The sequence below is a fragment of the Kutzneria kofuensis genome (assembly GCF_014203355.1).
In the GTDB taxonomy this organism is placed as follows: Bacteria; Actinomycetota; Actinomycetes; order Mycobacteriales; family Pseudonocardiaceae; genus Kutzneria; species Kutzneria kofuensis.
The window spans coordinates 4,359,571-4,381,797 of record NZ_JACHIR010000001.1 but is presented as its reverse complement, the minus strand read 5'-3'; the positions used below and the strand labels follow the sequence as shown (position 1 = coordinate 4,381,797).

The 22,227-nt window shown below is 70.4% G+C and carries 25 protein-coding genes; 12 read left to right on the top strand and 13 right to left on the bottom strand.

Going from position 1 to position 22,227, the window contains the following annotated elements:
- Positions 1–61: 61 nt before the first annotated feature.
- From BJ998_RS20290 to BJ998_RS49570, 5 genes are all read right to left on the bottom strand, one after another.
- A complete protein-coding gene (locus BJ998_RS20290; protein WP_184863889.1) occupies positions 62–1,198 on the bottom strand; it encodes an LLM class flavin-dependent oxidoreductase in 1,137 nt (378 codons plus the stop codon).
- Positions 1,199–1,200: 2 nt separating this feature from the next.
- Positions 1,201–2,163, bottom strand: coding sequence for an ABC transporter substrate-binding protein (locus BJ998_RS20285; RefSeq protein WP_184863887.1), 963 nt, complete (start codon positions 2,161–2,163; stop codon positions 1,201–1,203).
- Complete coding sequence (locus tag BJ998_RS20280) at positions 2,150–2,854, bottom strand: ABC transporter ATP-binding protein (protein WP_184863885.1); 705 nt, start codon at positions 2,852–2,854, stop codon at positions 2,150–2,152. The genes BJ998_RS20285 and BJ998_RS20280 overlap by 14 nt, the downstream gene beginning before the upstream one ends.
- Positions 2,836–3,663, bottom strand: coding sequence for an ABC transporter permease (locus BJ998_RS20275; RefSeq protein ID WP_376776003.1), 828 nt, complete (start codon positions 3,661–3,663; stop codon positions 2,836–2,838). The genes BJ998_RS20280 and BJ998_RS20275 overlap by 19 nt, the downstream gene beginning before the upstream one ends.
- Positions 3,664–3,739: 76 nt before the next feature.
- The gene (locus BJ998_RS49570; protein ID WP_376776002.1) at positions 3,740–3,814 is read right to left on the bottom strand and encodes a putative leader peptide; all 75 of its coding nucleotides are present in this window, start codon (positions 3,812–3,814) and stop codon (positions 3,740–3,742) included.
- A gap of 93 nt (positions 3,815–3,907) precedes the next feature.
- Between BJ998_RS49570 and BJ998_RS20270 the strand changes: the two genes are divergently transcribed.
- Positions 3,908–5,437, top strand: a complete 1,530-nt coding sequence (locus tag BJ998_RS20270; protein ID WP_184863883.1) for a Na+/H+ antiporter — start codon at positions 3,908–3,910, stop codon at positions 5,435–5,437.
- 19 nt (positions 5,438–5,456) lie between these two features.
- On the opposite strand, the gene BJ998_RS20265 is transcribed toward BJ998_RS20270, so the two are convergent.
- The gene (locus BJ998_RS20265; RefSeq protein WP_184863881.1) at positions 5,457–6,746 is read right to left on the bottom strand and encodes an adenylosuccinate synthase; all 1,290 of its coding nucleotides are present in this window, start codon (positions 6,744–6,746) and stop codon (positions 5,457–5,459) included.
- Positions 6,747–6,814: 68 nt separating this feature from the next.
- Here BJ998_RS20265 and BJ998_RS20260 point away from each other — a divergent pair, with 68 nt between their 5' ends.
- Positions 6,815–7,498, top strand: a complete 684-nt coding sequence (locus BJ998_RS20260; RefSeq protein ID WP_184863879.1) for a hypothetical protein — start codon at positions 6,815–6,817, stop codon at positions 7,496–7,498.
- Positions 7,495–7,743 carry a hypothetical protein gene (locus tag BJ998_RS20255; protein ID WP_312890236.1) on the top strand — a complete coding sequence of 83 codons (249 nt, stop codon included), beginning with the start codon at positions 7,495–7,497 and terminating at the stop codon, positions 7,741–7,743. Before BJ998_RS20260 ends, BJ998_RS20255 begins: the two co-directional genes overlap by 4 nt.
- A 7-nt stretch (positions 7,744–7,750) precedes the next feature.
- Here BJ998_RS20255 and BJ998_RS20250 read toward each other — a convergent pair whose 3' ends face one another.
- A complete protein-coding gene (locus tag BJ998_RS20250) occupies positions 7,751–8,824 on the bottom strand; it encodes an FUSC family protein (RefSeq protein ID WP_184863877.1) in 1,074 nt (357 codons plus the stop codon).
- 6 nt (positions 8,825–8,830) lie between these two features.
- Positions 8,831–9,247, bottom strand: coding sequence for a DUF3151 domain-containing protein (locus BJ998_RS20245; protein ID WP_184863875.1), 417 nt, complete (start codon positions 9,245–9,247; stop codon positions 8,831–8,833).
- Between the two features lie 279 nt (positions 9,248–9,526).
- Here BJ998_RS20245 and BJ998_RS20240 point away from each other — a divergent pair, with 279 nt between their 5' ends.
- The 5 genes from BJ998_RS20240 to BJ998_RS20220 all read left to right on the top strand — a co-directional run bounded on the left by BJ998_RS20240 (position 9,527) and on the right by BJ998_RS20220 (position 13,894).
- A complete protein-coding gene (locus tag BJ998_RS20240; protein ID WP_184863874.1) occupies positions 9,527–10,681 on the top strand; it encodes a hypothetical protein in 1,155 nt (384 codons plus the stop codon).
- 77 nt (positions 10,682–10,758) lie between these two features.
- On the top strand, positions 10,759–11,922 hold the full coding sequence (locus BJ998_RS20235; RefSeq protein WP_184863872.1) for a hypothetical protein: 1,164 nt from the start codon (positions 10,759–10,761) through the stop codon (positions 11,920–11,922).
- Positions 11,873–12,574 carry a GNAT family N-acetyltransferase gene (locus BJ998_RS20230; RefSeq protein WP_184863870.1) on the top strand — a complete coding sequence of 234 codons (702 nt, stop codon included), beginning with the start codon at positions 11,873–11,875 and terminating at the stop codon, positions 12,572–12,574. Before BJ998_RS20235 ends, BJ998_RS20230 begins: the two co-directional genes overlap by 50 nt.
- Complete coding sequence (locus BJ998_RS20225) at positions 12,571–13,269, top strand: lysophospholipid acyltransferase family protein (protein WP_184863868.1); 699 nt, start codon at positions 12,571–12,573, stop codon at positions 13,267–13,269. The genes BJ998_RS20230 and BJ998_RS20225 overlap by 4 nt, the downstream gene beginning before the upstream one ends.
- Positions 13,262–13,894, top strand: coding sequence for a DedA family protein (locus BJ998_RS20220; protein WP_184863866.1), 633 nt, complete (start codon positions 13,262–13,264; stop codon positions 13,892–13,894). Before BJ998_RS20225 ends, BJ998_RS20220 begins: the two co-directional genes overlap by 8 nt.
- A gap of 7 nt (positions 13,895–13,901) precedes the next feature.
- Here the strand turns inward: BJ998_RS20220 and fbaA are convergent, their stop codons facing one another.
- From fbaA to BJ998_RS20205, 3 genes are all read right to left on the bottom strand, one after another.
- Positions 13,902–14,933, bottom strand: a complete 1,032-nt coding sequence (gene fbaA / locus BJ998_RS20215; protein ID WP_184863864.1) for a class II fructose-bisphosphate aldolase — start codon at positions 14,931–14,933, stop codon at positions 13,902–13,904.
- A gap of 130 nt (positions 14,934–15,063) precedes the next feature.
- Complete coding sequence (locus BJ998_RS20210; RefSeq protein ID WP_184863862.1) at positions 15,064–16,356, bottom strand: GGDEF domain-containing protein; 1,293 nt, start codon at positions 16,354–16,356, stop codon at positions 15,064–15,066.
- A gap of 200 nt (positions 16,357–16,556) precedes the next feature.
- Complete coding sequence (locus tag BJ998_RS20205) at positions 16,557–17,792, bottom strand: MFS transporter (protein WP_184863860.1); 1,236 nt, start codon at positions 17,790–17,792, stop codon at positions 16,557–16,559.
- Positions 17,793–18,007: 215 nt separating this feature from the next.
- Between BJ998_RS20205 and BJ998_RS20200 the strand changes: the two genes are divergently transcribed.
- Positions 18,008–18,607 (top strand): aldo/keto reductase, encoded by a 600-nt coding sequence (locus tag BJ998_RS20200; protein ID WP_345027738.1) that lies wholly within the window; start codon positions 18,008–18,010, stop codon positions 18,605–18,607.
- A gap of 75 nt (positions 18,608–18,682) precedes the next feature.
- Positions 18,683–19,627 carry an SDR family oxidoreductase gene (locus BJ998_RS20195; protein ID WP_184863856.1) on the top strand — a complete coding sequence of 315 codons (945 nt, stop codon included), beginning with the start codon at positions 18,683–18,685 and terminating at the stop codon, positions 19,625–19,627.
- Here the strand turns inward: BJ998_RS20195 and BJ998_RS20190 are convergent.
- Positions 19,587–19,868, bottom strand: a complete 282-nt coding sequence (locus BJ998_RS20190; RefSeq protein ID WP_184863854.1) for a YciI family protein — start codon at positions 19,866–19,868, stop codon at positions 19,587–19,589. The two genes, BJ998_RS20195 and BJ998_RS20190, sit on opposite strands and share 41 nt — an antisense overlap.
- Before the next feature lie 37 nt (positions 19,869–19,905).
- On the opposite strand from BJ998_RS20190, the gene BJ998_RS20185 reads away from it, so the two are divergent.
- Positions 19,906–20,490, top strand: a complete 585-nt coding sequence (locus BJ998_RS20185; RefSeq protein ID WP_184863852.1) for a SigE family RNA polymerase sigma factor — start codon at positions 19,906–19,908, stop codon at positions 20,488–20,490.
- On the opposite strand, the gene BJ998_RS20180 is transcribed toward BJ998_RS20185, so the two are convergent.
- On the bottom strand, positions 20,487–21,251 hold the full coding sequence (locus tag BJ998_RS20180; protein ID WP_184863850.1) for a DeoR/GlpR family DNA-binding transcription regulator: 765 nt from the start codon (positions 21,249–21,251) through the stop codon (positions 20,487–20,489). The genes BJ998_RS20185 and BJ998_RS20180 overlap by 4 nt on opposite strands.
- Positions 21,252–21,327: 76 nt before the next feature.
- Here BJ998_RS20180 and BJ998_RS20175 point away from each other — a divergent pair, with 76 nt between their 5' ends.
- On the top strand, positions 21,328–22,215 hold the full coding sequence (locus BJ998_RS20175) for an SIS domain-containing protein (RefSeq protein ID WP_312890234.1): 888 nt from the start codon (positions 21,328–21,330) through the stop codon (positions 22,213–22,215).
- Positions 22,216–22,227 lie beyond the last annotated feature (12 nt).

Genomic DNA, 22,227 nt, shown 5'->3' with positions numbered 1-22,227 from the left:
CAACTCCTGTAGTTCGACTGTCGTCGGACTAAGCCAACCCCCCGCGCGCCCACCGTATTTCCTACAGCGCCGGCACCAGCTCGCGTGATGCGGACTTCGGCAGGTCAGCATCGATCAAGCCGCGCCGTACGAGCTCCGGTCGCACGCCCTCGCCGAACCAGTAGGCCTCCTCCAGGTGCGGGTAGCCGGAGAAGATGAACTCGGTGACGCCGAGCGAGTGGTACTCCTCGATCCGATCGGCCACTTCCTGGTGGCTGCCGACGAGTGCGGTGCCCGCGCCGCCACGGACCAGCCCGATGCCGGCCCACAGGTTCGGGTAGATCTCCAGTTTGTCCAGCCGGCCGCCGTGCAGGGCGACCATGCGCTGCTGCCCGACGGACTGGCTGGCGCCCAGCTGCGCCTGCGCCTTGGCCAGCGAGGCCGGGTCGATCGCCTCGACGAGCCGGTCCGCCTCGGCCCACGCCTCGCGCGAGCTGTCCCGGCTGATCGTGTGCAACCGGATGCCGAACCGCAGCGTGCGGCCTCCTGCCTCGGCCAACTCCCGCACCCGGGCGATCTTCTCCGCGACCTGCGCCGGCGGCTCACCCCAGGTCAGGTACACGTCGACGTGCCGCGCCGCGACCGGCAGGGCCGCGTCGGAGGACCCGCCGAAGTAGATCTGCGGCAGCGGGTCCGGCGGTGTGGGCACCAGCCCGCCGGCGATCTTGAGGTGTTGGCCGTCGAAGTCGACCGGGGCGCCGCTCCACAGCTTGCGCACGATGGTCAGGAACTCGTCGGTACGGGCGTAGCGCTGGTCGTGCTCAAGCCAGTCGCCGAAGCGCTGCTGCTCGACGGCGTCGCCGCCGGTGACCACGTTGAGCAGCAGCCGGCCGCGCGAGATGCGCTGGTAGGTGGCGGCCATCTGGGCGGCGAGCGTCGGCGACACGGTGCCGGGCCGGAAGGCCACGAGGAACTTCAGCCGCTCGGTCTGCGCGATCAACGCGGCCGTCGTCAGCCACGCGTCCTCGCACCAGGTGCCGGTCGGTGTCAGCACGCCTTCGAAGCCAAGCTGCTCAGCGGCCCGGGCGATCTGCGCCAGGTAGTCGATGTCCGGGCCGCGCTGGGCCGGCGCGCCCGCCTCCTGCGAGCCGTGGAACCGGTCGACGATGGTGCGGCCGTCGCCCGAGGTGGGCAGGAACCAGTGCAGGACAACGCTCATCGTCAGCTCCCCGTGCTCTCGTACTGCTTGTCGACGAAGTCTGCGAACGTCAGCTTCGTGGGAATCACCTTCGCCGCGGTGAACGAGTCGGCGAGTTGCTGCTCGGAGGCGATCACCTTGTCGTCCAACGGGATCGGCAGCGTGGCCCCGTCGTTCACGGACGCCTTGGCGACGGCCGGGTCCAGCCCGGTGACCTTCGACCACGACGCGGCCCACTCGTCCTTGTGCGTGCCGGACCACTTCTGTGCCTTGGCCAGCCGCGCCAGGTAGTCCTTGATCGCGCTCACCTTGGCCGAGTCACCCAGCGCTTTGGTGGCGGCCACCTGGAACGAGTAGCCGTTGGCGGTGCCGCTGCTGCCGTTGACGATCGACCGGGCGTGCGCCTGCAGCAGCGCCTGTGAGGTGTACGGGTCCCAGATCGACCAGGCGTCGACCCGATGCTGGGTGAAGGCGGCGTACGCGTCCGAGGGCTGCAGGTAGTCGATCTTCACGTCGGACAGCGCGATGCCGAACTTGTTCAGCACCGACAACAGCTGCGCGTGGGCCGAGCTGCCCTGCGCGACGGCGATGGTCTTTCCCTTGAGCTGCTTGGGGTCCTGGATCGTCGAGTCGCTCGGCACCAGGATCGCGTCGCCAGGGCCGGTGTGCTGGCCGGCCTGCACGATGGTGATCTTGGCGTTGGCCGCGGCGGAGAAGATCGGCGGCGTGTTGCCGACGCCCCCGATGTCGATCGCGCCCGCGTTGGCCGCCTCCAGCAGCGGCGGGCCTGAGGTGAAGGTGGACCACTCAATCTTGTACGGGGTGCCGTCGAGCAGCCCGGCGGCCTGCAGCAACGCCTGCGAGCCGCCCTTCTGGTCGCCGACCCTGAGCACCACCTGACCGGACGCGGCGGATGCGCCGCCGCAGCCGGCGAGCGCCAGCGCCGTCACGGCGAGCAGGGGTAACAGGGCCTTACGCGGCTTCATCGGTGGCAACTCCCAGGTCGGCGAGCACGCGGGCCCGCAGTTCGGTCAGGTCGGCATGCCGGCGCGGCCGGCCGGCGGGCGGCGTGTGCTCGGCGACGATCCGGCCTTCGTGCAGCACGAGGACCCGGTCGGCGAGCACGAGCGCCTCGTCGATGTCGTGGGTGACCAGCAGCACCGACGGGCGGTGCCGCTGCCACAGGTCGTCGACCAGCCGGTGCATGGCCAGCCGGGTCAGCGCGTCCAGCGCGCCGAACGGCTCGTCGAGCAGCAGCAGGTCGGGTTCGCGGACCAGTGCCCGGGCGAGGGAGACGCGCTGCGCCTCACCGCCGGACAGCGTCAGCGGCCACGCCTGCGCGTGGTCGGTGAGCTGCACCTCCGACAGCGCCTTCTCGGCGACCTCGCGGCCGTCGACTCCGTGCAGGCCAAGGGAAACGTTGCGCCAGACCCGCCGCCACGGCAGCAGCCGCGGCTGCTGGAAGGCCACCGACACCGTTCCGTTGACGGCTATCTCGCCGTCGGCGTCCCGGTCGATGCCGGCCAGCACCCGCAGCAGCGTCGACTTGCCGGAACCGCTACGCCCCAACAGGGCGACGAATTCTCCTTGACGGACAACGAGATCCAGGTCATCCAGCACGCGACGCGGACCGAACTGGCGGACCAGGCCGCGCACGGTCACCGTGTGTTGCGCCATCTGAGCGCCTTCCTCTCCAGCGCGCGGACGAGCGCGTCGGTCAGCAGGCCCAGCCCCGCGTACACGACGAGGCCGACCACGACCTGGTCCGTGCGCAGGAAGTCCCGGGCGTTGTTGATCAGGTAGCCGAGGCCGGCGTCGGCGTTGATCTGCTCGCCGACGATCAGCGACAGCCAGGCGACGCCGAGGCCCTGCCGCAGTCCGACCAGCGCCTGCGGCAGCGCGGCCGGCAGCACCACGTGCGCGAGCCGCTCCCAGCGGGTGAAGCCGAGCACCGCGGTCGCTTCCAGCAGCTGCGGGTCGGTGTCCCGGATGCCGGCGTAGACGTTGAGGTACAAGGGAAACGCGAAGCCCAGCGCGACCAGTGCGATCTTGGGCTCCTCGCCGATGCCGAACCAGATGATGAACAGCGGGATCAGGCCGAGGAACGGCAGCGTGCGCAGCATCTGCACGGGCGGGTCGACCAGCACCGCGCCCCAGCGGGACAGGCCGGCGGTGATGCCCAGCGCCAGCGCGATGACCGCGCCGACGGCGACGCCGATCAGCACCCGGCGCAGCGACACCGCGAAGGCGTCGCCGAGCTGCCCGGACGTGGCCAGGTCGAGGCCGGCCGCGAGCACCTTCGCCGGGGAGGCGAGCTTGTCCTCGGGCAGGATGCCGGTGCCGCTGGCGACCTGCCAGACCAGCAGCAGGGCGACCGGGCTGAGCCAGCGCCAGGCACCGGACAGCGGGCGGCGGCGGAATTTGCGGGTTGGGATGGCGGCGACCGACGGCGCGTCGTGCGTGCGGTCGGCGGCCAGGACGGGAATCGACACGATTCCTCCGACGGGTGGTGGGCGCGCGAAGGTGAGGCTTTCTCAGCCGATGGAACGGTGCGGGAGGAAGTCAGCGGACCGGACAGACCGCACTGGCCTGCCGGCGGAGGTCCACGTGGATACGTGCGACCAGTCGTTCACCCATGCGTGGGAGTCTTGGCGAGCCGCCGACGGCGTGTCAACGCTGGTCGGCGGCGCTCCCGGATCCTGGGAGTCCGTCGGAGAGGGAGGTTTTCGGATGCACGGAGCCCAGTTGCTGCTCCTGGTCGTCGGCTCGATCGCGGTGACGGCGGTCGCCCGCCGGCGGGACCTGCCGGCCCCGCTGCTGCTGGTGGTGGTCGGGTTGGCGATCTCGTTCCTGCCCGGCGCCGACGACTACCAACTGGACCCGCACATCCTGCTCGGCGTGGTGCTGCCGCCGCTGCTGTACTCGGCGTCGCTGGACAGCTCGTACCTGAGCTTCAAGGCCGTGGCCGGGCCGATCATCCAGCTCGGCGTGGTGCTGGTGGTGATCACCGCGTTCGTCGTCGGGCTGATCGCGCACCTGCTGATGCCCGAGCTGCCGTGGGAGGTCGCGCTGCTGCTCGGGGCGGTCGTCGCGCCGCCGGACGCCGTCGCCGCCGTGGCCATCGGCCGCAAGCTCGGGCTGCCCCGGGGCGCGATGACCGTGCTCACCGGGGAATCACTGGTCAACGACGCGTCCGCGCTGACCCTGTACAAGGTCGCCCTGGCCGGCATCGCCGGCGCCAGCACCGGCTTGTTCGCCCAGCTGTCGACGTTCGCCATCGCGGTGGTGGTCGGCATCGCCGTCGGCCTCGTCATCGGCGTCGTCGCCCACTTCGCGCGTACCCATCTGGACGACACCGTGATGGAATCCGTGCTGGGGCTGGTGGTTCCGTTCGCGTGCTACCTGGTGGCCGAGGAGCTGCACGGCTCCGGCGTGCTCGCCGTCGTCGCCGCCGGCCTGTACCTCGGGCACAACTCCCCGAAGGCCGGCTATGCCACCCGGCTGCAGGAGCAGTCCGTCTGGACCACTGTGGACGTTCTGCTGGAGTCGTTGGTGTTCGGCCTGATCGGTCTCGAACTTCCGTTCGTGCTGAAGGGAATCTCCGATTTCTCCGTGCTGCCGGCCGCGCTCGCCCTGCTCGGCGTCGCCATCGTCGTGCGGATCGTGTTCGTCTTCGGCCGCAACGCTTTGCTGCGGATGACCCGCCGCCGACGCCGGCCGTCCTGGCGGATCAGCGCCGTTCTGTCATGGACCGGGATGCGAGGCGTCGTCACCCTCGCCGCGGCCGCCGGCATCCCCGATTCCACCCCGGGCTGGGCCTACATCCAGTTCGCCGCGTTTGTCGTCACGGTCGGAACCCTGCTGCTGCAAGGCATCTCGCTGCCGTGGCTGATCCGGGCGCTGAAGATCCAGCAGCCCGAGGACACCACCCAGGAGCAGCGGGCCCGCAAGGTCGCCGCCAAGGCCGCGAAGGCCATGCTGTCCGAGCTGGTGCCGGCCGAGATCCCCGTCGAACAGCGGAAGATGTTCAGCCAGCGGATGCACGCCATGATGCAGGCCCGCGACCGGATCATCGAGCAGGACCCGTCCCAGGAGGGCGCGATCACCCGTGTCCGCCGGGAAATGCTGTCCAGGCAACGGGAAGTCCTCGTCGCCGAGCGCTCGGCGGGCCGGCTGGACGACGAGGTCATGCGCAAGGTGATGCGCGAACTCGACCTCGAAGAAGCCATGCTCACCGGCACGTGGAGGTCACGCCTGTGACCCCCACGTGCCGGGACGATCAGCTGACGAACTGGTGCCGGACGATGGTCTGGTCGCGGCCGGGGCCGACGCCGATGGCGGAGATGCGCGCGCCGGCGATGGACTCCAGGTACTCGACGTAGGCGCGGGCGTTGGCGGGGAGCTCCTCGAAGGTGCGGCAGTGGCTGATGTCCTCGAACCAGCCGGGGAGCTCCTCGTACACGGGCACGGCGTGGTGCACGTCGGTCTGGGTCATCGGCATCTCGTCGATCCGCTGGCCGTCCACTTCGTACGCGACGCAGACCGGCACCTTCTCGTGGCCCGACAGCACGTCGAGCTTGGTGAGGAAGTAGTCGGTGATGCCGTTGACCCGCGAGGCGTAGCGGGCGATCACGGCGTCGAACCAGCCGGTGCGGCGGGACCGGCCGGTGGTGACGCCGAACTCGCCGCCGGTCTTGCGCAGCCGCTCGCCCATCTCGTCGTGCAGCTCGGTCGGGAACGGCCCGGAGCCGACGCGGGTGGTGTACGCCTTGAGGATGCCGATCACGGTGGTGATCCGGGTCGGCCCGATGCCGGAGCCGGAGGACGCTCCGCCGGAGGTGGGGTTGGACGAGGTGACGAACGGGTAGGTGCCGTGGTCGACGTCGAGCAGCGTGCCCTGCGACCCCTCCAGCAGCACGTTCTCGCCGCGGTCGAGGGCCTGGTTGAGCAGCAGCCGGGTGTCGGCGATGCGGTGGGCGAACTCGCTGGCGTGCTTGAGCACCCCGTCGACGACCTGCTCGGGGTCGATGGCCTTGCGGTTGTACACCTTGACCAGCAGCTGGTTCTTGAAGTCCAGCGCGGCCTCGACCTTCTGCCGCAGGATCTTCTCGTCGAGCAGGTCCTGCACGCGGACGCCGACGCGGGAGACCTTGTCCTGGTACGCCGGCCCGATGCCGCGGCCGGTGGTGCCGATCTTGGCCTTGCCCAGGTAGCGCTCGCTGACCTTATCGATGGCCACGTGGTAGGGCATGATCAGGTGCGCGTCGGCGGAGATCAGCAGCCGGCTGGTGTCCACGCCGCGGGCCTCCAGCCCGGCCAGCTCGTCCAGCAGCACGCCGGGGTCGACGACAACGCCGTTGCCGATGACGTTGTGCACGCCGGGCGTGAGGATGCCGGAGGGGATCAGGTGCAGCGCGAAGTTCTGGCCGTCGGGGAGCACGACGGTGTGGCCGGCGTTGTTGCCACCCTGGTAGCGGACGACCCACTGGATGCGGTCCCCGAGCAGGTCGGTGGCCTTGCCCTTGCCTTCGTCGCCCCACTGGGCGCCGATGAGGACGATGGCAGGCATGTGAGACTCCCCGTGCTAGTCGACTAAAGGCCGAATGCCGGTGCACGACTGTAGACCAGGAGGTGGCGATGGGTGCACTAGTGCTGGCCTGCGGAAAGGACGCGGGTCACGCTCAGTCACCAGCTCTTGCCGACCGTGACGATGTGGAGCTGCACCGGGTCCCGTCCCGGCCCGGCAAGGACGACGTCGACCACCTGGTCAAGGGCCTGGACGAACGCCGGTTGGTGGTAGTCGGCGGCGATGCCGACCTGGCCGCCGTCACGCTCCGGCTGCTGCGCATGGACAAGCTCAAGGAGGTGACGGTCGGTTACGTGCCGACCGAGTCGGACTCGACGGTCGCCTCGCTGTGGGATCTGCCACTCGACGCCGGCCGGGCGATCGACGTGGCGTTGACCGGCGAGCCGGATCCGGTGCCGCTGATCCGTGACGACAGCGGCGGTGTGCTGGTCGGCCGAGGCGTGATTGGGCCGGTCCGGGGCATGGCCTACTGCGATGAGACCGTGATCCTGCGGGGCCAGGCCAGCCGGATTACCGTCAGTCCGGACCCGGATCGCGGCGCCGGCCTGCTCGTCCAGGTGACGAAGCGGGCGCTGGTGGTCAAGCGCACCACGGCCGCTCGCGGCCGGGCCTGCCAGATCGGCTGCGTGCCGGCGGTCGTGCGGCTGGACGGCGTGCCGCACCCGCGCCCGGTGACGAAGTGGACCTGGTACCGCAACACCGACGACCTGCGGCTGGCGAGGGGTTTGCTGTGACGCTCACATCCCTGTTCAAGGCCGGACCCGGCGGCGTGATGACCGACGACGTCGGCGTGATCACCGGTGACCTGGAGCTGCGCACGACGCTGGCGGACGACGGCGCCGTGACGGTGGAGATCCGCTACGAGGGCGCGGACGAGTGGTACCGGCTCGCCGCCGCCGACTGCCGGCTGGCCGATCCCAAGGACCACGAGCCGGTGCACCACGCGCTGCTGGGGGTGCTGAACCGGCCGGAGGGCTGAGGACCCCTCACGGCGGCGGCAGCGCGGACAGCGCGTCGGAGCGGCTGACGCCGCCGGCGACGAGCAGGTCGACGACGATGGACCGGAGCTGGGCGACCATCACCCGCACCGAGAAGTCGTCGGCGGTCAGCAGCTGGTCCGACTCGGCGGCGGCGCTGCGCAGCAAGGCCCTGGTACGCACGGGATCGACGCCACGGGCCAGTTCGTCGCGCAGGGTGTCGACGGCGTTGGCCAGGCCGTCGAGCACGGCGGGCAGCTTGGCCGGCACCTCCTCGCCGTCCCGCAGCCCAGCCAGCGCCCGACGGGCCAGCACACGGGTGTTGCGGACGGCCAGGTCGATCGGCCCGGAGGCGGCGCGGTACCGGTCGAGCTCGCCTCGGTTACGCCAGCGGATGGGGGCGATGGTGGTGACCTCGGCGCTGGTGACGAGGGCGGTCTTGAACTCGTCGATGGCCTTCTGGCTGGCCCGGGCCCGGCTCAGGGCGGCCGCCGCGGCGACGGTGTCCCGCTCCAGCACGGCCGCGCCGATGGCCCGCAGCACGCCGGCCAGTTCGCCGAGCACGACCCGGCCGTGCCGGTGGGCCAGGTTCAGCGGGTTCGGCGGGAACAGGGCGATGGCGATCATCCCCATCGTCCCGCCGATCAGGGCGTCGATCATCCGGTCGAAGCCGCCGGTGGTGGTGGGCGGGGCCAGCGTGGCGATCAGCACGGCCGAGGTGCCCGACTGCAGGGCGATCACTGCCCCGCCGTCGAGCAGCACGGCGGCGGCCATGGCCAGCACCACCACCAGCACGATCTGCCAGGTGCCGGCGCCGATCCGGGAGATCAGCACATCGCCGACACCGACCCCGACGCTGACGCCGACCACCAGCTCGATGACCCGGCGCAGCTTCTGACCCAGTGCCACGCCGATGCAGGTGACCGCGGCCGCGGGCGCGAAGAACGGCTGGGTGTGGCCGACGAGGTCGGTGGCGACCAGCCACGCGCCGCCGGCGGCGATCCCGGCCTGGGCGATGGGCAGGGCCGTGCGCTGCAGCCGCCGGAACCGGCGGCGCAGCTGCGCCCGCAGCCGCTGGAGCACGTCGGGTCAGGCCAGGCCGGTCGCCGCGGGCGCCTGCGGGTCGCTGTCGGCGAGGAAGGTGCGGCAGCGCTCGTACTCCTCGGTCTCGCCGATCTCGCCGGCGGCCTTGGCCAGCGCGGCGAGCGCGCGGAGGAAGCCCTGGTTGGCGCGGTGCGACCACGGCACCGGGCCGAAGCCCTTCCAGCCGTTGCGACGCAGCTGGTCCAGGCCACGGTGATAGCCGGTGCGGGCGTAGGCGTACGCGGTGACGGCGTCTCCGCCGGCCAGCGCGCGCTCGGCGAGCGCCGCCCACGCCTCGCTGAAGTCCGGCGCGGTGCGCGCGACATCGGCCGGGTCGGCGCCGCCCTCCAGCTGGGCCTGCAGCTCAGGACGGTCGGGCAGCAGGGTGGGGCCGGGGCCGAGCAGGTTCTCGTTCAGGCTCATGGCCACATCGTGCCCGACGCCCGGCGCCGGCGAGAATCAGCTCAGCAGCAGGCGGACCAGCACCCCGCCGGTGACCAGCACCAGCGCGGTGACCACAACACCCGCGACGACACGCTTGTTCACTTCTGATCACTCCCGTACTCGGTTAGACCGGTGACATTGCCCACTCCGTCCCGTGCGGGCAACGCGCGTCACCCACTCGATCGGGTGGTATGTGCCTGATCTCGGTTCGGCCGAAACGGTGGAATCGGCACCGAGGAGCGTTCATGCTCTCGAACCATGAGCACGAAGGGCTGGTCCGTGGCGCGCGTGCGCGAGCTGTGGTCGCTGTACTGGACGCGGGGGACCGCGGGCCGGGAGACCCCGGCCGAGCTGGTCTCGATCATGTACGCCTGGTGGTTCGTCGCCCTGGTGCTCAAGCTGCTCGGCGGCTCGTGGGACATCTCGTGGCACTTCTGGACCATCCGCGACAACCTCGCGCCGCCGCACGACCTGAACACCGTCGGCACCGCGATCGCGGTCGCGCTGGTGCTGTTCCACACCTACACCGGCTACGGCGCGGACAAGACCACGCTGCGCTGGATGCAGTGGGGCACCGGGCTGTTCCTCATCGCCATCCCGATCGACGTGGTCAACCACACCGTGAACGGGCTGGACATCACCACCTGGAGCCCGTCGCACTCGCTGCTGTTCATCGGCACCGCCGGCATGCTCATCGGCGTCGCGCTCGGCTGGTACCGCAACGCCGCCCGCGGCCGGTGGTTCGTTCCGGGCCTGATCGTGCTGCTGACGATGGTTTTCGAGGACTTCTGGTTCCCGAACGAGCAGCAGGAGTACGGCGTGCTGGAGATCGCCTCCTGGGACGCCAGTCCCGGCCACCCGTACGCCAACGACGAGTTGCTGAAGTTCGCGGCGGACCAGATCCACCAGCCGATCGGCCGGGCCGGCATCGTGCACTTCTCGCTGCCGATGCCGGACTGGGTGTACCCGGTGTGGGGCCTGGGCGTCTGCGTGCTGCTGTTCGCGCTGGGCCGGCAGATCGTCGGCCGGCGCTGGGCGGCGACCGCGATGGCCGGCCTGTACGTGGGCTTCCGGTCGGTGCTGTGGCTCGTGCTGACCGCCACCGGCTTCCCGCCGTCCGCGGTGCCGTTCTTCCTGCTCGGCGCGGGCGTGGCGATCGACATCGTGTTCCTGGTCCCGATGTCGAAGTGGCTGCGGCCCGTTGTCGGCGCCGTTGCCGTCACGGCCGTGACCTACGGGCTGCTGTTCGCGCAGTCGGTGCTGCTGGCCGCCCCGCCACGGGCCGACTGGGCGGCCCCGATCAGCGCCGCCGTCCTGTGCGTCCTCTGGCTCGGCGCCACCGCGGTAACCCGGCGAGTCACGCTCTCAGGCACACCGAATGTCGGTTTCAAGCAGACGACCCTGAAGGGCTGACCCCGGGGGTTTTCCCTACCCCCGCTGGGGGCCATTACCTATTCACGCCGGCCGCCGTCGTCGCCACGATTGTCCCCATGAGGGGGACACTGCAGCGAATCGGTCCATTGTGGACGCGTGGCGAGCCGGGGAGGGCCACGCCGCCGCCGGTGACGGTCGCGCTGTACACGTCCTGGCTGGTCGCCCTGGCGTTCAAGACGCTGGGCGCCAGCTGGGACGTGGCCTGGCACTTCAAGTGGATCCGGGACACGACGGCTCCGCCGCACATGGTGAACTTCGTCGGCACGGGCATCGCGGTGGCCCTGGTGCTGGCCCACACCTACACCGGCTACGGCGTCGACCGGCGGTCGCTGCGGTTCCTGCAGGTCGGGATGGGGTCGTTCGTCGTGACGATCCCGATGGACATCGTCAACCACACGGTGAACGGCCTGGACCTGACCGCGTGGAGCGTCACCCACGTGCTGCTCTACACCGGCACCACGGTCACCCTGGTCGGCCTGATCATGGGCTGGCACAAGCAGTTCCCGCGCTCGCACCGGTTCCGTCGGGTCGGCATGGCGGCGCTGTGGCTGTCCCTGATGGAGAACCTGTGGTTCCCCAACGAGCAGCAGGAGTACGGCGTGTTGTCGCTGGCGGCGTGGGACCGCGGCCAGCCGTACGCGGAGCCGGAACTGTTGCAGTTCGCGGCGTCCCAGATCCACCATCCGGTCGACCGGGCCGCCGTCGAGCACTTCTCCTTGGGGCTGCCGGAATGGCTGTATCCGGTGTGGTGCATCCTGTCCGCGACGATCACGCTGATGCTGGCGAAGCGGTTCCTACGTGGCAGGTTGACGGCAACGGCCATTGCCGCCTGCTACGTCGGCTATCGCGCGCTGGCGCTCGGATTCATTGCCGGCATTGGCTTTCCGCCGTACGCGGTGCCGTTCTGGGCGCTGGCCATCGGCGTGGCGGTGGACCTCGCGTACCTGCTACGAGCCCCGCTCACAGCCGCCGTGCTGGCGCCGGCACTGGGATATCTGGCTCTGTGGGGCCAAAACGCGCTGCTGGTCGCGCCGCCGTCGGACTTCCGGTCTTGGCCGGCCGCCGTCGCCGTGCTGCTGCTGGCGCTGGTCGGCATTGGGGGGTTAACCCCCGTCGGACTCGGGTGGACGCCGCCTGTCCGCGGCGGCGAGTCACGGACACGCTGGCAGCATGGGGAAAACGGCAACGCAGGCGCGCTACTCGGTGGCGGTCGCCGATGACCGGGACACTGTCCGCGCGGCCCAACGGCTGCGCAACGACGTCTTCGGCCTGGAGCGTCCGGGCGGTGTGGACATCGATCCGTACGACGAGCTCTGCGACCACATCGTGGTCCGGGCGGGGGACGAGGTCGTCGGCACGTACCGGCTGCTGCCGCCGGGACGGGCGGACCGGGTCTACTCCGAGGGTGAGTTCGACCTCGGCGCGCTGGCAGGGGTGCGCGCCGACCTGGTGGAGGCCGGCCGCTCCTGTGTGCATCCAGCCCACCGGAGCGGCGCGGTCATCACACTGCTGTGGGGCGCGCTGGCCCGGTATGTGCTCCTGTCGGGCCATCGCTGGCTGGCCGGCTGCGCGTCGGTGTCGCTGGCCGACGGTCCGGACGCCGCGACCGCCACCTGGTCGCTGGCGCAGGAACGACACCTGTCGCCGCCGGAGCTGCGAGTGCGGCCATACCAGCCGTGGACGCCACCAGGGCCGCCTTCGTCCCGTCCGCCGATCCCGCCGCTGATTCAGGGCTACCTGCGGCTCGGCGCCTGGGTGTGCGGGCCGCCTGCGCACGACGCCGACTTCGGCACCGCGGATCTGTTCGTGCTGCTGTCCATGGACCGGGTGCATCCGCGTTACCTGGAGTTCTTCCTGGCGGCGCAGAAATGACCGCCTGGCTGCCGACATCCCCGTGCACGCCGCACTGCGCGACCTCCACGGTCGCGCCGGTGTCCCGCGTCAAGGCCGTCACGAGGGCGCTGCGAACGGTCGGACCGGTGCTGCGCCGCGACGCCACCGGGCTCCTCGACGCCCTGGACGTGCGGCTGACGTCCAACGTGGAGCGGCTCAGCGCCGGTCGCGGCACGCTCATCGTGGCCAATCACGTGTCCTGGCTGGACATTCCCGCGCTGCTCGCGATCGAGCCGCTGCGGCTGCTGGCCAAGCGCGAGGTCGCCGACTGGCCGCTGATCGGGGCCATGGCCCGGCGAAGCGGGACGATCTTCATCGAACGCGACAACTTGCGTTCACTGTCCGTTACTGTCGCCCGACTCGCGCACGCCTTACGTTCGGGGTGTTCGGTTCTCGTCTTCCCGGAGGGAACTACCTGGTGTGGCAGGGAAATGGGGGTGTTCCGGCGGGCCGCGTTCCAGGCCGCGCTGGACGCTGACGCGCCGGTCCGTCCGGTGACCATCAGTTACAGCACGCCGATCGCGGCGTACGTCGGGGACGACACGCTCGTGGCCTCGCTGTCCCGAGTCGCCCGGGCCCGCGATCTCCGGGTGCGACTCACCGCGCATCCCTTGGTGCACGGTGAGGACCGGCGCGAGCTGGCCGCCGCGGCGAGGCGGTCGATCGGTGCTTGAGATCGTGCGGCTGCTCGCCTCCTCGCCTTGGCTCTGGGCCGCCGTGTTCGTCATCGCCGCCCTGGACGCCCTGCTGCCCTTCATGCCCAGCGAGACCACCGTCGTGCTCGTCGGCGTGCTCATCGCCCCGAGTGCCTTCGGTCTCGGGCAGCTGATCCTGGTCGCCGCCGCCGGCGCCTTCGCCGGCGACACCGCCGCCTACTTCCTGGGCCGCAGCACCGGCGCCGCCGTCCTCACCCGCCTCATGCGCCGGGAACGGGGCGCCCGCGCCCGCGAGTGGGCCCAGCGACAACTCGAACGCCGCGGCCGGTTGCTCATAGTCTTCGGCCGCTACGTCCCCGGCGGCCGCGCCGCGACGCTGGCCACCGCCGGCGCGCTGGGCTTCTCGCCGTCCTGGTTCCTCCCCCCGGAAGTAGCCGGCGTCCTGCTCTGGGGCACCCAGGCCGCGCTGGTCGGATTCGTCGGCGGCACCGCGTTCCAGGACGAGCCGCTGACCGGCATGGCCGTCTCGTACGGATTCATCGTCCTGGTGGTGATCGGCACCGCCGTGGTCCACCGGCTCCGCCGGCCCCACAACGGCGTCGAGCGCGCCCAGCGGCTGCTGGACGCGCTCGACGGTGACTGAACCGGACTCAGCCGGCGATCATGCGACCGCTGGACTTGAGGTGCTCGGCAGCCTGCGCGATGCGGGCGGCCATGCCCACCTCGGCGGCCTTGAGGTAGCTGCGCGGGTCGTAGACCTTCTTGTTGCCGACCTCGCCGTCGATCTTCAGCACACCGTCGTAGTTCTTGAAGAAGTGGTCGACGATCGGCCGGGTGAAGGCGTACTGCGTGTCGGTGTCGATGTTCATCTTCACCACGCCGTAGCTGACCGCCTCCTGGATCTCCTCCGGCAGCGAGCCGGAGCCGCCGTGGAAGACCAGGTCGAACGGCTTGGTGCCGGCCTTGCCCAGCTTCTCGGCCACCACGTCCTGACCGGCCTTGAGCACCGCGGGGCGCAGCTTGACGTTGCCCGGCTTGTAGACGCCGTGCACGTTGCCGAAGGTGGCGGCCAGCAGGTAGCGGCCCTTCTCACCGGCGCCCAGCGCGTCCAGCGTCTTCAGGAAGTCCTCGTTGGAGGTGTAGAGCTTGTCGTTGATCTCGTTGGCGACGCCGTCCTCCTCGCCGCCGACGACACCGATCTCCACCTCGAGAATGATGTTGGCCTTGGCCGCCTGGTCGAGCAGCTCGGCGGCGATCGTCAGGTTCTCGTCCAGCGGCACCGCGGAGCCGTCCCACATGTGCGACTGGAACAGCGGGTTCTCGCCGCGGGCCACGCGCTCCTGGCTGATCGCCAGCAGCGGGCGGACGAAGCCGTCCAGCTTGTCCTTGGGGCAGTGGTCGGTGTGCAGCGCGATGTTGACCGGGTACTTGGCCGCGACCACATGCGCGTACTCGGCCAGCGCCGCCGCGCCGGTGACCATGTCCTTGACCTTGGTGCCGGACAGGAACTCCGCGCCACCGGTGGAGACCTGGACGATGCCGTCGCTCTCGGCCTCGGCGAAGCCGCGCAGCGCCGCGTTCAGCGTCTCCGAGGAGGTCACGTTGATCGCCGGGTAGGCGAACTCGTTCGCCTTCGCCCGGTCCAGCATCTCGGCGTAGACCTCGGGGGTCGCGATAGGCATCGGTCGTCACTCCTCGGGATTTCGACGTTTTCGCGCACCATCCTACGAGGGGGCCGCCGGCGGCGAACCGCCGAGCGCACCCGCCCGCTGGAACGATACAGTCAGCGCCGGCCGAACGACATGCCCAGATTCAGGCCGCGACCGCCAGCACGGGTTTGGCCAGGGCCGTCCAGCTGACCACGCGATTTCGCCCGCTGTTCTTGGCCTGGTAGAGGGCGGCATCGGCCGCTAGGAGCAAGGGTTCGATGTCGTCACCGGCGTTCGGGAAGGTCGAGACGCCGATGGACGCCGACAGGTTCCGGATGACCGTCGTCCGACCCTCGACGGGCGCCTCCACCACCAGCTGCGTCACCGCATGTCGGATCCGCTCCGCCACGCCGACACCGTCGTCCTCGCTCATGCCCGGCAGCAGCACCACGAACTCCTCGCCGCCGAACCGGCCGACCGAGTCGTAGTCGCGGACCTCGTTGGAGATCGCGTCCGCCACCGCCTTGAGCACCGCGTCGCCGGCGACGTGCCCGTAGGTGTCGTTGACCCGCTTGAAGTGGTCGAGGTCGACCATCAGCAGGCCGAACGCCTCCTTGGAGCGCAGTGCCCGGGACCGCTCACGGTTGGCCCTGGTGTGCCAGCCCTCGCTGTTGAACAGGCCCGTCTTGGCGTCCTTGCTCGCCTTCTCCTCGACCTGCTTGAGCAGCACCGACCGGTGCAACATCAGCACCGGCGGGAAGGCGAGCACGGCCAGCACCGGGCTGTAGCCGACGGCGAAGGCCAGCAGCGAGCCGTAGAACAGGGTGGAGATCTCCAGCATGTGCTTGCTCGGGTCGCCGAACACCTTGCGCACGGTCACGCCCGGCGCGCCGTAGAGGTGCACGCGGGTGGCGATCAGGGCGACGTCGACACCGGTGTAGACGGCCAGCGCCAGCAGGATCACTGCCACGGTGGTGCTCACCGACGGGCCGAACAGGTGGCCGGGGCCGCCGATGAGACCGAGCACCTGGTGCGCGGCCAGCGCGGACAGCACCAGGACCGACACGGAGAAGATCCGGCGGTGCAGGGCGATGAACGTGCTACGCCACTGGTAGTGCCCGTACACCAGCACCAGCAGCAGGCCGACCAGCGGCAGCGGCAACAGCAGCGCGCCGGCGAACAACCACACGGAACACAGGTCGACGTGGCCGGGGCCGGACACCTCGCGGCGGCCGCGCTCGATACCACGGGCCAACTCGTTGTGGGCCACGGCGCAGGCGACGAGCACCCCCAGCGTCACCCACTGCGTCGCGTTCGTCGTCATGGCCGTCGCCGACATCGAAACGATGCCGACCGCGGCAAAGACGATCAACAGCTGGAACCAAATGGCCCGCACCGGAACGGTCAGCAGCGAACCGCGCTCACCGATGATCTGCCTAGCTGGTTTGCCCGCCATTGTCGTCCCCTCTGTGACGCATGAGCACGAATAGGCATCTACCCTTGTCCTGACCCTGGTGAGGGCCGCATTGCAAGTGCAGACTGTGCACGGAAGATTGACCTGAGATCTGGGAGGGGGCCTGGCCCATGACCGTATCCAAGAGACGCAGCAGCTGGGAGTAGTCGGCCCCGTAGGCGGGTCGGCTCGAACCGGCCCGCCTAAGCTGCGGTTCCAGCAGGTCCATGGCTCACCTCCACGAGGTCGACCCGACGCCAGGCCACGGTCAGCGCCGCCCCCAGCACCAGCGCGACCGCACCGGCCACCCCCAGGGCCCCGGCGGGCCCCAGCCGGTCGGCGATCACGCCGCCGAGCGCGAGACAGATCCCCTGTGAAGCGATGTAACCCGAGGTCATCAGCCCGATCGCCTGGCCACGGCTGGCCTGTGGCGAGCGCTGGATGAACGTCGCGGGCGCGACCACCATGTACGCCGCCGCGACCCCGGACAGGCCGAACAGCACGCACGAGATGATCAGGTTCGGCTGCAGCACGCAGATCAGCAGCGGCAGTCCGGACAGGCCGGCCAGCGGCGCCATCAGCCGCAGTCGCAGTGCCGGCTGGAGCTTGGTGAGCACGAATGCCCCGATGATGGCGCCGACCGGGGTCGCGGCCAGCAACCAACTTCCCGCCGTCGGTTCCGCGCTGATCGTCGACGCGTAGGGGACGGCGATACCGTCCGCGGTCACCGGCAGGCCAATCATCCAGATGATCCAGATAAGCGTGCGCAACTGCCGGTCCGCGAACACGAGTCGGGCGCCGCGACGCGTCGACTCCAGAAGCGATATCGACCCACCGTCACCAATTGGGGCCGGACGGTGACGAACTCCGGTGAAAATGATCGATGCGGACACGAAGAAGCTCGCCGCATTCACCGCGAGTGAGCCGTACGGGGTGAGGATCGCGGTCAGAAAGCCGCCGACGGCGAAACCGCCCACTTGGGCGATCTGTCCCACGATTTGCCGGAGTCCCTGCCCGACGGTGAGCATGTCGCCCGCAAGAACATCGGCCAACAGGGCCCCACGCGCCGCATTCGACGGCGAACTGAGCAGTTGAGCGACGAAAATGAGGGGAAACATGACCCACAACGGAACGAACGGCAGGGCCATAACGGTCATCACCGCGCCGCGCGACAGGTCGCAGGCAATCATGACCTCGCGTCGCGGATATCGGTCGGCCAGGCCGGCCAGCACCGGTCCGATCAGGGCGGGCAGGAAGGTCAGCGCAAACGTGAACGCGGTCAGCGCCGCAGACCCCGTCCGCACGTAGACCAGCACCGACAGCGCGACCCGCGCCACCTGGTCGCCCGCACTGGAAACGAGCTCGGCCAGCCACAAGGCCCGGAACTCGCCGTTGGCGAATACGTCCCGGTACCTGGCAGCGCGTCCGGTCCCCTCCAACTTGCGCCCCTCGTCTCCCCCGTACCCCGCCCTCCCAGTAGCGGAGACAGTTCGCTTCCCTGTCGTTTCGTCCGGCAGCCCGTCACCCCTGGCAGGCTCTTCCTCTCTCACCGTAGCCAGCGATATCGCGCCAACCCAGCTCGTTCAGATATCGATCGCGTCATTCACAGTTGACTTTCCGTGATCGTACGGTCGCAGCGCCGATCCGCAAAGGGGTGACCGGTAGTTCGGGCCGGACGGCCCTCCTGGACGATCACACCCGGCAGCGCGGGGTGCTTCAGGACTATGTTCGAATCGCGGCGAAGATCGGAACATCGGACCTTGACTCTTCGACGGCGAACCTGGGCGGCGCCGTCTTCGAGTGGCCGGCGGACCCGGAAACATCGTTCACCGTGCCCGACACATATGTCGAGGCCGGGGGCGACTTTCTGGTCACCGCGGACACCTACTCGGCCCGGGTGGCCGGCAACTCGGGCGGTGCGTCGGAATCGATGAACGGGCCCCGGACGGCCGCCCGGGGCAATCGCGGCCGCATGATCATCACGACCGGGGTGGGCCCGTTTCCCGGCCCGTCGGAGCCGGGTGCGACAACGGTCACAACGGCGGTCGACGCCTCGCCGTGCCGGCTCCGCTCCGATCACATCGACCTCCTTCGCGCCCGCTTCGACGACCGGGACACGCCACCGGCCCGCGAAGGCATGCCCGCTCTGCCGTACTACGGCTTGGCCACGGGATTCCTCACCGGCAAGTGCCGGCCGGACGTTCCGAGGGCCGCTGGGCGAGGACGAGCTGCGCCGGCTGACGACGACCGCTAATTGAACTCGCCAGTAGCTTACTGACGGTAGGTTGCGTTACGGTGCTGCTCGGAAGCCGTCCCCGAGGAGGCGCAGATGGGCACGAACACCATGGCCGGCAAGGTTGTGCTGATCACCGGCGCGGCCCGGGGCATCGGGGCCGAGTCGGCCCGGCGGCTGGCGTCGCTGGGGGCCAAGGTCGCCCTGGTCGGGCTGGAACGGGAACAGCTGGAGGCGACGGCCGCGGAGTGCGGGCCGGAGGCCGGCGCCTGGGAGGCCGACGTCACGGACTGGGAGGCGCTGGAGACCGCGGTCGCCGGCGTCGTGGAGCGCTACGGCGCGATCGACGTGGTGATCGCCAACGCCGGCGTCGCGGCCACCGGTTTCGTCCGGTCCATCGACCCGGCGGCGTTCGAGCGGACCATCGAGATCAACCTGCTCGGGGTGTGGCGGACCGTACGGGTCTGCCTGCCGCACCTGATCCGCAGCCGCGGCTACTGCCTGGTGGTGTCCTCGCTGGCGGCCATCTCCCACGCCCCCGGCATGGCGGCGTACTCGGCGAGCAAGGCGGGCTGCGAGGCGTTCGCGGACAGCCTGCGAGCCGAGGTCCGCCACCTCGGCGTCGACGTCGGCACGGCCTACTTCTCCTGGATCGCCACGGACATGGTCAACAGTGCCGACCAGCACCCCGTGTTCGGCAGGATGCGCAGCCGGCTGCCGGGGCCGATCGGCCGCACCTACCCGGTGTCGGAGGTGGGCAAGGCCGTGGCGGCCGGCGTGAACCGGCGGGCCAGGGCGATCCACGTGCCGGGCTGGGTCGCCGGGCTGAAGCTGTTCCGCGGCATCGTCAACCAGCTGTCGCTGCCGATCGCCGCGATGGGCGCGAAGGACTCCGACCAGGCGGCGCTGGACGACGTCAAAGCCCGCGGCGCGGACGCGTCCCGCCCGGTGGGTCCCGGCGGCGCCGCCGGCTTCGACAGCGCTGAACGCCGGGTAGGCCTTAGCTCACCCAGGCCCCGAGCACCGGGGTCCACGGGGTGATCTTGGTCGACGCGATGACCTCGGCCGCCTTGTACGGATCGTTGTCGAGGATGCCCTGCAGCTCCGACTCGTCCTCGGTCTCGAAGAGCAGCAACGCGCCGTCGTCCGCGGTCCACGCGCCGGCGGCGAGCACCTTGCCCTTGTCGGCGAGGGCGCTGAGGTAGTCCCGATGCTCCGGTCGGACGGCGTGCCGGCGAGGCACGTCCTCGATGTAGCTGTACTCGACCGCGAACTTGGGCACGGCATACCTCCGATGTGGGCGTTCGACAACCAACCTAATGCACCGGTTGGGTATTCTCGCCGCCGTGGACGTGCAGCCGAACAGCGTCGAGCGGACCCTCTCCCACCTGCGGGCGGTTGACGGGCCGGAACCTTCCACGGCTGCCCCGCTGACCCTGGAGGATCTGTACCGGCAGCACCGGATGCGGTTGGTCCGGCTGGCGATCCTGCTGGTGGACGAGCCGGCGACGGCCGAGGACGTGGTGCAGGAGGCCTTCACCGGCCTGCACCGCAACTGGGGCGGGCTGCGCGACGCCCAGGCGGCCGTCGGCTACCTGCGCACGGCGGTGGTGAACGGCAGCCGGTCGGTGCTGCGCCGCCGCAAGACGGCCCGCGACTACACCCCGCCGCACACCGCCAACGCCCGCTCCGCCGAGAGCCTGGCGATGCTGACCGCCGAGCACCAGGCCGTGGTCAACGCCCTGGCGAAGCTGCCGCCGCGGCAGCGTGAGGTGCTGGTGCTGCGCTACTACGGCGACCTGTCCGAGGCGGAGATCGCCGAGGCCACCGGCATCTCCAAGGGCACCGTGAAGTCCACCGCCAGCCGGGCCCTGGACGCGCTGCAGAAGGCGATGGCCAACTAGACCAGCTGGACGTCGATGCCGCGGTCGCGGAACTCCGCCACGACCGCCTCGTCGGCGTCCGCGTCGGTGATCAGGCCGTGGATCTCCTCGATGGGGCAGATCCGCACGAACGCCGAGCCGCCCAGCTTGGACGAGTCGGCGACCACCACGACGCGGCCGGACCGCTCGGCGAGCAGCCGGTTGATGGCGGCCTCACCCTCGTTGCGCGCGGACGCGCCGAGCTTGGGGTCCACGTGGTCGACGCCGAGGAAGATGACGTCGAGGGTCAGCTCCTCGGGGATCAGGCGGGCCAGCGGGCCGATCAGCTCGTACGACTGGGGCCGCACGACGCCGCCGGTGACCACCAGCTTGATCTGCTGCCGCACGGCCAGCTCGTTGGCGATGTTCAGGGCGTTGGTGACGATGGTCAGGTCCAGCTCCGCCCGCGCGACCAGGGCCCGGGCCACCTCGGTCGCGGTGGTGCCGCCGTTCAGGCCGACCACGGCCCCCTTGTCCACGAGCGAGGCGGCGGCCCGGGCGATGCGCAGCTTGGCGTCGGCGTGCCGGGCCGTCTTGTAGCGCAGCGGCAGGTCGTAGGACACGGCGTGGGCGACCGCGCCGCCGCGGGTGCGGGTCAGCAGCTGCTGCTCGGCGAGGTGGTCGAGGTCGCGGCGGATGGTCGCGGCGGACACCGCGAGCTCCTCGGCGATGTCGTCGACCTCCACCCGGCCCCGCTCGGCGAGCAGCTCCAGCAGGGCGGTGAGCCGCTCGTACCGATTCATCCGCGAACCCCTTCATTGCGCGTTTGTGCACCAGTATCCTGTGTTGCGAACAGTAATGAGCAGTCGAGGGAGCACTGTGCGCGAACACTTCGTCGAGACGGAGATCATCTCGCAACCGGACTGCTGGCGGCGGGCCGTCACGCTGGCGCCCGACAGTCTGCCAGCGCCGGGCGAGCGCGTCGCGGTGGTCGGCTGCGGCACGTCGTGGTTCGTCGCCCAGTCCTACGCCCAGCTGCGGGAGGCCGCCGGCCAGGGCGAGACCGACGCCTTCGCCGCCTCCGAGTTCCCGTTCGCCCGCGGCTACGACCGGGTCGTCGCGATCACCCGCTCCGGCACCACCACCGAGGTGCTGGACCTGCTCGACCGGCTGCGCGGCCGCACTCCCACGCTGGCGCTGATCGGCGATCCGGAGACGCCCGTCGTCAGCAAGGCGAACCAGCTGGTGGTGCTGGACTTCGCCGACGAGCGGTCGGTGGTGCAGACCCGGTTCGCCACCTCGGTGCTGGCGCTGCTGCGGGCCAGCCTGGGCGAGGACCTGGACCGCGCGATCGCCGACTGCGAGCTGGCGGTCGTCGAGCCGCTGGCCGACGAGCTCGTGCACGCCGAGCAGTTCACGTTCCTCGGCCGCGGCTGGACCAACGGCCTCGCGCTGGAGGCCGGGCTGAAGATGCGCGAGGCGGCCGGCGCGTGGACCGAGTCGTACCCGGCGATGGAGTACCGGCACGGCCCGATCAGCATCACCGGCCCGAACCGGGTGGCCTGGATGTTCGGCACGGCGCCGGAAGAGCTGCCGGAGCAGGTCGCCGCGACCGGCGGCGTGTTCCGCGCCGGCGACCGGGACCCGATGGCCGAACTCGTGACCGTTCAGCGACTGGCCGTGGCGATCGCCCTGGGCCGGGGGCTGGACCCCGACCGGCCGCGGCATCTGACCCGCTCCGTTGTCTTGCGAGGTGTAGACCAATGATGCTTACCTCCG